General features: G+C 37.5%; 12 protein-coding genes. 11 read left to right on the forward strand and 1 reads right to left on the reverse strand.

The window, feature by feature from the left end:
* The first annotated feature begins 12 nt into the window (after positions 1-12).
* The 5 genes from ACESM9_RS08780 to ACESM9_RS08800 are packed head-to-tail and all read left to right on the forward strand — an operon-like array spanning position 13 to position 3,023.
* A complete protein-coding gene (locus tag ACESM9_RS08780) occupies positions 13-156 on the forward strand; it encodes a DUF6440 family protein (protein WP_372997379.1) in 144 nt (47 codons plus the stop codon).
* A gap of 16 nt (positions 157-172) precedes the next feature.
* The gene (locus ACESM9_RS08785; RefSeq protein WP_372997357.1) at positions 173-1,078 is read left to right on the forward strand and encodes an EamA family transporter; all 906 of its coding nucleotides are present in this window, start codon (positions 173-175) and stop codon (positions 1,076-1,078) included.
* Between the two features lie 13 nt (positions 1,079-1,091).
* Positions 1,092-1,892, forward strand: coding sequence for a hypothetical protein (locus ACESM9_RS08790; protein ID WP_372997359.1), 801 nt, complete (start codon positions 1,092-1,094; stop codon positions 1,890-1,892).
* 26 nt (positions 1,893-1,918) lie between these two features.
* Positions 1,919-2,311, forward strand: a complete 393-nt coding sequence (locus ACESM9_RS08795; protein WP_372997361.1) for a VOC family protein — start codon at positions 1,919-1,921, stop codon at positions 2,309-2,311.
* Between the two features lie 13 nt (positions 2,312-2,324).
* Positions 2,325-3,023, forward strand: a complete 699-nt coding sequence (locus ACESM9_RS08800) for a hypothetical protein (protein WP_372997363.1) — start codon at positions 2,325-2,327, stop codon at positions 3,021-3,023.
* Positions 3,024-3,138: 115 nt separating this feature from the next.
* Here ACESM9_RS08800 and ACESM9_RS08805 read toward each other — a convergent pair whose 3' ends face one another.
* Positions 3,139-3,603, reverse strand: a complete 465-nt coding sequence (locus tag ACESM9_RS08805; RefSeq protein WP_372997365.1) for a superoxide dismutase family protein — start codon at positions 3,601-3,603, stop codon at positions 3,139-3,141.
* 162 nt (positions 3,604-3,765) lie between these two features.
* Here ACESM9_RS08805 and ACESM9_RS08810 point away from each other — a divergent pair, with 162 nt between their 5' ends.
* The 6 genes from ACESM9_RS08810 to ACESM9_RS08835 all read left to right on the forward strand — a co-directional run.
* The gene (locus tag ACESM9_RS08810) at positions 3,766-4,095 is read left to right on the forward strand and encodes a DUF6054 family protein (RefSeq protein WP_372997367.1); all 330 of its coding nucleotides are present in this window, start codon (positions 3,766-3,768) and stop codon (positions 4,093-4,095) included.
* A 105-nt stretch (positions 4,096-4,200) separates the two neighbouring features.
* Entirely contained in the window at positions 4,201-5,250 is a 1,050-nt protein-coding gene (locus ACESM9_RS08815; RefSeq protein ID WP_372997369.1) for a M42 family metallopeptidase, read from the forward strand.
* Positions 5,241-6,269 (forward strand): M42 family metallopeptidase, encoded by a 1,029-nt coding sequence (locus tag ACESM9_RS08820; RefSeq protein ID WP_372997371.1) that lies wholly within the window; start codon positions 5,241-5,243, stop codon positions 6,267-6,269. The genes ACESM9_RS08815 and ACESM9_RS08820 overlap by 10 nt, the downstream gene beginning before the upstream one ends.
* Positions 6,262-7,245 (forward strand): M42 family metallopeptidase, encoded by a 984-nt coding sequence (locus ACESM9_RS08825; RefSeq protein WP_372997373.1) that lies wholly within the window; start codon positions 6,262-6,264, stop codon positions 7,243-7,245. The genes ACESM9_RS08820 and ACESM9_RS08825 overlap by 8 nt, the downstream gene beginning before the upstream one ends.
* Positions 7,246-7,373: 128 nt before the next feature.
* Positions 7,374-7,847 carry a MarR family winged helix-turn-helix transcriptional regulator gene (locus tag ACESM9_RS08830; protein ID WP_372997375.1) on the forward strand — a complete coding sequence of 158 codons (474 nt, stop codon included), beginning with the start codon at positions 7,374-7,376 and terminating at the stop codon, positions 7,845-7,847.
* Positions 7,838-8,673, forward strand: an 836-nt coding sequence (locus ACESM9_RS08835; protein WP_372997377.1) for an MATE family efflux transporter, incomplete at its 3' end; no start/stop codon positions are given. The genes ACESM9_RS08830 and ACESM9_RS08835, both read left to right, overlap by 10 nt.

The raw sequence follows: 8,673 nt of genomic DNA on the forward strand, positions 1-8,673 counted from the left end.
TATAAGCAGGGTATGATGACAGGTTTCAGGATAATTCAAGATAGAGAAACGGGGGTCAACTACCTATTGGCTTTTGAAGGCAATGCAGGAGGACTCACTGTTTTATTGGATGAGAATGGTAAGCCTGTAGTTACCCCTGTAGAAGATGACTACTAGAATTGGAGGATAAGCAATGGAAAGCAAGAATAAAGGATTGTTGGCATATATATTGGTGTGCATTCTTTGGGGTTCTACATATATTGCAATCAGAATAGGAGTGCATAGCTTTCCTCCATTTCTTTTCGGGGGTTTTAGATTTCTTACAGCAGGCTCCTTAATTCTGTTATATGGTTACATAAAGAAACTGGAGTTTCCAAAGGATAAAAAGGATTATATGCAAATTTCCATAGCAGGTCTGCTTATGCTGGGATTAAGCAACAGCCTCATTTTAATTGCGGAAATGAGGATAAATTCAAGTACAGCAGCACTTCTTGTAGCTACAGTACCAATATTTATGGCCATAATTGAGCAATTCATTCATGGAGGAAGCAGGATAAGCTTATTTGGCTGGGTTGGAATGATCATTGGCTTTGCCGGAGTAGGAATATTGTCTTTAAGCGGAGAAGGTTTCGATACAGATACTGTAGGAATTATGATTGTGATTCTCGCTGCTCTTGCCTGGGCTTGTGGTTCAATACACTCAAAGAGAACAACTGTTGGAGGTTCTATCATAATCCATATCGGTATACAGATGTTGGCCGGTGGATTAGCTCAGACCTTTATGGGTATAGTGACGGGAGAGATGTCAAGGCTGCATCCCGAAGCTTCGGGAGTATGGGCTTTGATATACCTTATAATATTTGGATCTCTGATAGGCTATACATCCTATATTTATCTCATAAGTGTATGGCCTATTTCTAAAGCGGGAACCTATGCCTACATAAACCCAATAGTAGCCATGATTCTCGGCTGGCTGATCCTTAGGGAGCCTGTGACATTAAAGATGATTATTTCAACAATAATGGTGCTGGCAGGAGTGATAATTGTCCAGAGGTCTAAAGTAGTGGAGAAGGCAGCAGAAGAAGTAATGAAAGTTTAGGAGGTGTCATATTATGCCACTAGATATTTATGATAATCAGGGAAACCATTTAGGAATTATATGTGACAGATATTTGGATGAGTATAATGTATATATGGTAGCCATCACTGATCTGACTGCTGATGATATAAGTTTTAATGAAGATAAAATGAAAAAGCATATGGCTGGAGTATTGAAAGTAAAGGGTATTTTCGGGAAAGTAGATGAGGACAGATTAAGAGAAGAGATTGAGAATCTTCGCATGTCCGAGGAAAATCAGAGATTTCAGCAGCTGCCATATGCAGATTTTTTGAAGTATCTATTTTTCAGGAATTATTCCGGTAAAAAGCTAAAAGAATATTTAGAACTAGATGGATTACATGAAGACCGCATAAAAGGATACATTCTTTATGATATGAAAAAGGCGGAAGTATATAATGGCATGCTTTTTATTAGTGATAATGTAGATTATATTGGAGAGCTGATAGATGATAAACTAATACCAAAAAATGAGTCGCCATATCTTATTGATCAGAGAAAAGATGAAAGAATTTACAGTATTAAGCCTATTTTTGCAAAGGTGGCAGGATACCCGGTTTTTAGCACAGATATAATGGGGTTTGGAGAAGGCGTAGTACTGGGAGCAGATCTGGCTGATTTAGGTGGGAGAAACCACAGTCATGAGACTATACTAAAAGTAATATCAGGCAATTTTCATGGAAATGTTATACTGCCCTATATAGTTTATGCCAAAAAAGATATGGAGTTTCAGCTATATGTGGCAGAGAACAGGATTGAAATGGTCTTCTGTGATGGAATAATCTATAGAATATGAAATTTTGCTGTGGGGGAAGTGATGTCATGCCTGTAAGCAATAACCAATCAATGATGATCGTAATCTTTGTAAAAAACCAGGAGAAATCCAGAGATTTTTATAAGGAAGTTCTGGGCATGGAACCATTCATGGATGTACCGGGAGTTACAGAATTCAAACTGGATGACAATATGCTGTTAGGCATTATGCCTAGTGAGGGAGTAAAAAATATGATGAATATAAAGACAATAAACCATTGGGAAGCCGGCGAAACTCCAAAATGTCAGATATACCTGCCTGTAGATGAACCGGATGAATATTACAATAGGGCTATCAAAGCAGGGGGTATAGGAATAATTGAAGGAAAATCAACCCCTTGGGGAGGCTACATTTGTTATTGCATGGATTTGGATGGCAATCTACTGGCTTTTGCCAGATAAAAGGGGGAGTTTTGTGAGATATTTTCTTTTAGTATTTATAGTTTTTTTGATTATGACATCAATTGATATTTTAACAACGATCAACAAAAGGTCAAGGGCAGGAGAAATGCTTGTATATGTAAAATGTGAAAGCAGAGCATTATTAATTTTTAGTTTAATAGGTGCTTCAATTGTTGCTTTATTATACTTGTGGATTTTTTATAAGCGATTAAATAGATTAGTATCTGTGCTTTATCCTCAGTATTTGGATAAATGGTATCAAATATTCAATTATAGGCTTTTAGAGGAAATAAGAGAAGGTTTTGTAGAAAAAGGAATGTTGCATGAGTCAATAACTGTTGAACGGTTCACCGATTCAGGTCTTTTTTATCTAATGTTGTTTATTTTTTGGATAATTATAACTTGTACCTATGCCTATGATTATTTTGGTAAAAAGGGTATTTGTGATAGGGTAATATTTTTGGGCAGATCATCATTGTATAATTGGAATAAGATCAGTTGTTATGAATGGGGAGAACATTTCTATAAAGGAAATAAAGGGTATAAAAAGCTGCATATATTTATAAAGAATGGGAAAATAAGCAAGCGGTTGGCAGGTAAGGAAACAATGAAAGTAAATTTAGCTGTCAGCATAGAAGATTACGAAAAGGCTGATAGTATATTACAAGAAAGAATAGCAAAATGTGAAGAGGCTGTTAATTCCTATAACTGAAGAATCATTAGATTTTTAAATAGGCTTTGTGGAATATAAGTAGTGTAAAATAAAAGATCATATATGTTGGTTTGAGCAGGAGGAGAACTTATTTAATTTTCCTCCTGCTCAATTTTCACCTAACAGGTTGTATAACCCCACATGCCAATCTTTTTCCTGCATTTCCTGCTGGCTGGCTCCGATAATCATCCGGGTTCTGATGTATAATTACAGCTTTTCCTATGATATCTCTTACCCTGAATCTATTGGTGAAAAAGCACATCAAAGCTCTTCCTCCATTTGAGAATAGAACTGGAAAATCTCCCGCGTGGTTTCCATGTGGCTGATTATCAGGATTCCAATGCTCACCCGCTGCTTTGAAGGGATCATTAGGATCTCCAACCTCACAATTGCCGAACTGGTGTATATGAAAACCGTGGGGACCGATAGGGGCCTGATTTCCCGTAGCAGGCTTAAAATTGGGCAGTCCTCTTACAGATATACATACCTGGACTCCCCCCTGAACATCTGTAAAGAATACTATACCTGTTAATGAAGGTGCTAAAGGGCCTCCTCGGATAACAGCTGAAGCAGTTGCCATAAATATAAATTCACTCCTTCAAAAAACTAATATATAATCATAATATGCAGCAGCATAATAGGTGTGTGAACAGTAAATAGGCAAATAAAAAGGAATAGGAGTAAAGCTGTAGAATAAATTTATATATGTAGACAGATAACTAATAAGATGGAGGGAAAATAAATGGCTCAATTGGATTTCAATATTAACTTGACTCCTAGAGAAGCATATAATATGCTTCAAGATTTTGACAGCGCAGAATTGGTATATGATGAACTGAAGAGTCCGGGAGAAGGAAAATATATTGCCATCATGGTCTTCGAGAAATACTACTTCAGGTCAGAAAATAGAGCAGCTTTGACGGTGATAATAGATAATTTTCATGATATAACATCTGTGACTGCTATAGCCTCTGGAAGCTCTCAGGGACTGATATTTAATTTTGATTGGGGAGCAGGGGATAACTTTGTTGAGAGTGTGAGGAAATTTTTCAAGGATTATATAATAGAATAATTTTAAAATTTTTTGCAATTTGCTTTTGCTATTGTCATCAAATTATATTAACATTAAATATGTGGGGTTTTATTACGATATTACATAAAGAAAGAGGGAGATGTTTTGCTAAGGGATTTGCTTAAAGAACTGGTAGAAGCCCATGGCGTTACAGGATTCGAACATGAAGCAGCAAAAGTCGTGGAAAAATACTTTCTACCCTATTCAGATGAAATAAAAATTGATAAGATGGGCAGCTTATCAGCAATAAAAAAAGGAAAGGCTCAGAGTCCGAAGAGGATTATGCTGGCGGCTCATATGGATGAAATTGGCCTGATGGTGAAGAAGATTGACGACAAGGGATTTATTCAATTTACAAATGTAGGGGGAGTAGATCAAAGAACCTTGCTGACTCAGGAAGTAATCATACATGGTAAAAAGGACTTGTTTGGAGTTATAGGCAGCAAGCCACCCCATATTCTTGAAGCCAGTGAAAGAAAGAAAGCTGTAAAGATGGAAGACATGCTGATAGATGTAGGACTTTCAAAGGAAGATGTTGAAAAGTACATTTCAATAGGAGACCCAATTACAATAAGGCGCAAATTGATGAACTTACAGAATGATATGGTAGCCGGCAAGGCTTTGGATGACAGAGCTGGAGTAGCAGTCATGTATGAATGCCTGAAAGAATTAAAAAATATGCATCATGATTGTGATGTCTACGCTGTTGCTACAGTTCAGGAGGAAGTTGGATACAGAGGAGCAATTCCTGCTACATTTGAGATATCTCCCCATATAGGAATTGCTATAGATGTAGGTTTTGGGTCAACTCCAGAGCTGCCAAAGGATGAAACTTCTGATTTGGGTAAAGGACCTTGCATCGGTTTTGGTGCTAACATCCACCCCAAAGTTTATGAAAGACTGGTGAAGGTAGCCAAGGAATATAACATACCCTATCAGCAGGATATATATCCTGGAGCTACTGGCACAGATGCCTGGGGGATGCAAATTACCAGAGGCGGTGTTTCCACAGGTTTAATATCCATACCTCTAAGGTATATGCATACTTCCGTAGAAACTGTCCAAATTAATGATATTAAAAACGCCGGAAAGCTCTTGGCATATTTCATAGTCAGCTTAAATGGCGAGGATTTGGAGGGAATGCTATGCTATTAAAAAGATTAACTGATGCTTGCGGCATGCCCGGCGGCGAAGGCGAAGTAAGAGAAATAATTATAGAAGAAATAAAACCATATGTTGACGATATAAAGATTGATAGACTAGGCAATGTAATAGCAACTAAAAATGGGAAGCCCGGATATCCAAAGGTTATGATTGCTGCTCACATGGATGAAGTAGGTCTCATGGTGAAATCCATAGACGATGGAGGATTTATCAAGTTTGCTCAGGCAGGAGGATTGGATGAAAGAATATTGGTATCCAAACCTGTATTGGTGGGCAAGAATAAGATACAAGGAGTAATAGGTGCCAAAGCAATACATTTGCAGGAGAAGGATGAAAGAGAAACTCCTCTAAAAACAAAACAGCTGTATATAGACATCGGTGCCAAGTCAAAAGAAGATACGGAGAAGCTGGTGAAGTTGGGAGATTATGTAGCCTTTGACAGTGAATATGTGGAGTTCGGAAACAATCTAATAAAAGCAAAAGCTTTGGACGACAGAGCCGGATGTGCAGCATTGATAGAGACCTTAAAGCATAACTATGATGTTACTATAGTGGCTGCTTTTACAGTCCAGGAGGAAATTGGATTGAGAGGCGCAACCGTCGCTGCATATAACATCAATCCTGATATTGCATTGGTTCTTGAAGGAACTTTATGCTCAGATGTGTCAAATGTACCTGAGCAGTCCTATATAACAAAGATGGGAGACGGTCCTGCCATATCCCTTATGGATTCCAGAACCTTATTCCCGAAGAACTTGGCTAAAAGGATATTTGACTTGGCTGTGAAAAATGGAGTGGATATTCAATACAGATTGCCTTCATCAGGAGGAAACGACGCAGGTGCAATACATACCACAAGAGAAGGAATACCCTGTGCAGCAATTTCTGTGCCTTGCAGATATATTCACTCACCTTCTTGCGTAATGAGCAAAGACGATTTTGAGGGACTTAAGAAAGTAATAAAACTATTCCTGGAAGATATAAAAGAGGGGGAATACATCCGTGATTAATAAAGATTTATTGAAAAAATTATTAGAAACCTTTGGCCCATCTGGTAACGAAGAAACCATAAGAGAAGTAATCAGAGAAGAAATAAAAGACTATGCAGATGAGATAAAAGTGGATGCGCTGGGTAATCTTATTGCAATAAAGAAGGGCAATGGTAAAAAGATAATGGTAGCCAGCCACATGGACGAAATAGGAATTATGGTTACCAATATTGACGAAAACGGTTTTCTTCGCTTCACAAATATAGGTGGAGTATCACCATTTACTGCACTATATCAAAGGGTAATGTTTGCTGATGGCACCATGGGTGTTGTTGGCATGGAAAAGCTGGATGAGATGAAAGACCTGGCTCTTAGTAAAATGTTCATAGATATTGGCGCAAATTCAAAAGAAGAAGCTGTGAAGAGGGTAAATGTAGGAGATGTGGCTTGCTTCTATGCACCTTTTATCCAGGATGGGGACTATATCATGTCCAAGGCTCTCGATGACAGAATTGGCTGCTATGTTGCAATTGAAGCATTAAAGGCTTTGAAAGACTGCCCAAATGAAGTCCACTTCGTATTTACAGTACAGGAGGAAGTAGGATTAAGAGGAGCTAAAACTGCTGCCTACGGTGTAGACCCTGATATGGGAATAGCAATAGATGTTACCATGACAGGAGATACTCCAAAAGCTAAAACTATGGATGTAAAAATGGGCAAAGGTACTGCTATAAAGATTAAAGACAGAAGTGTATTAGCACATCCGACTGTTAAAAAATTGATGATAGAAACAGCTAAGGAAAACAATATTCCCTACCAGCTTGAGATATTGGATGCTGGAGGTACAGACTCAGGTGCAATCCATCTGACAAAATCCGGAGTGCCATCTGGAGTTATATCGGTACCATGCCGCTATGTTCACTCTCCATCAGAGATGGTATCGGTAAAGGATGTAGAGAGTTCTATAGAATTGCTGGTAAAGGTTCTTGAAAAATAGTATAAAGAATAGTATTGACAAAAAGTATAAAAATAGTTAGAATTCTAATAGTAAGAATTCTAACTATTTTTATTGTGTAGAAAAGTATACTTTTCTACACAATGTAGTAATTTTTTATGGAGGCAATTATGGAAAAAACTATGTTGAAGGAGCTTTTTAATTCTTTGTTTGAATTCATGCCTCTATATCATCAGACTATAGGATGCATATATCATAAGGATTATGGTATAGAGCCTAATTTAAACAAAAGTCAGCAAAAGGCTCTTTTTATTATTAAAAAAAAGGGTAGAATAATACCGTCTTCCCTGGGAAAAGCAATAGACATGCAAAAAGGAAGCCTGACAACTCTTATTGATTCCTTAGTGGAGTATGGTTTTGTTAAAAGAGAGGGAGATTCTGAAGATAGAAGGAAGCAATGGATTTTCCTAACTTCCCAGGGGGAAGAGTATATTTCAAAGCTGATGTCCAGTTTTCAAAAGGAATTTGAAAGGATTTTTGAAAAGGCGGACTCGCAAGATATTTTAAAAATGATAGAAAGCATTGAGTTTGTTAAAGAAGTTCTAAAAAATATTAAAGAGACAGGGGTAATAACATGCAAGTAGTAGAGAGAGAAAAATTATTAGGAGAAAAGGAAATACCAAAGCTGTTACTGAAGTTTTCCATACCTGCCATAGTGGGTATGTTGGTGAATGCACTATATAATTTTGTTGATATGGTATTCATAGGTCAGGGTGTAGGACCATTGGGAATAGCTGGAGTAAGAATTGGCTTTCCACTGATAGTTATAGGAATGGCTTTCTCCATGCTGATTGGTATAGGAGCCAATTCCCTCATATCTATAAGGCTTGGACAGAAGAGAAAAGAAGATGCAGAACTAATATTAGGCAATGCTTTTGTCACCATGATAGCTATTGGTGCAGTTTTGACAATACTGGGGCTAGTATTCATGGAACCTTTACTAAAACTTTTTGGAGCCAGCCAAGATGTAATGCCTTATGCTAAAGGTTACTTCAGGATCATACTTTTTGGAGTTATATTCCAGATGATTGGAATGGGTATGAATAACTTCATTAGAGGTGAAGGAAACCCAAAAACGGCAATGCTGACCATGCTTATAGGTGCAGTTATCAATACTATACTGGATCCAATATTCATATTTGCATTTGGATGGGGTATAGAAGGAGCAGCCCTTGCAACAATTTTGTCATTGATTATTTCTGCATCATGGGTATTGTATTATTTTTTCTTCGGCAATAGCTTGTTGAAGATAAGGAAGCCAAATCTGAGAATCAGATTTGATATTTTAAAATCAATAGTTGCTATTGGATTAGCTCCTTTTGCAATGCAATTGGCAGCCAGCGTTTTAGTGATTTTCATGAACCAAGGCTTGGCTCAATATGGCGGAGATATTGCTGTATCAGCTATGGG

Origin of the sequence: Lutispora sp. (genome assembly GCF_041687175.1) — a bacterium.
Lineage (GTDB): Bacteria > Bacillota > Clostridia > Lutisporales > Lutisporaceae > Lutispora.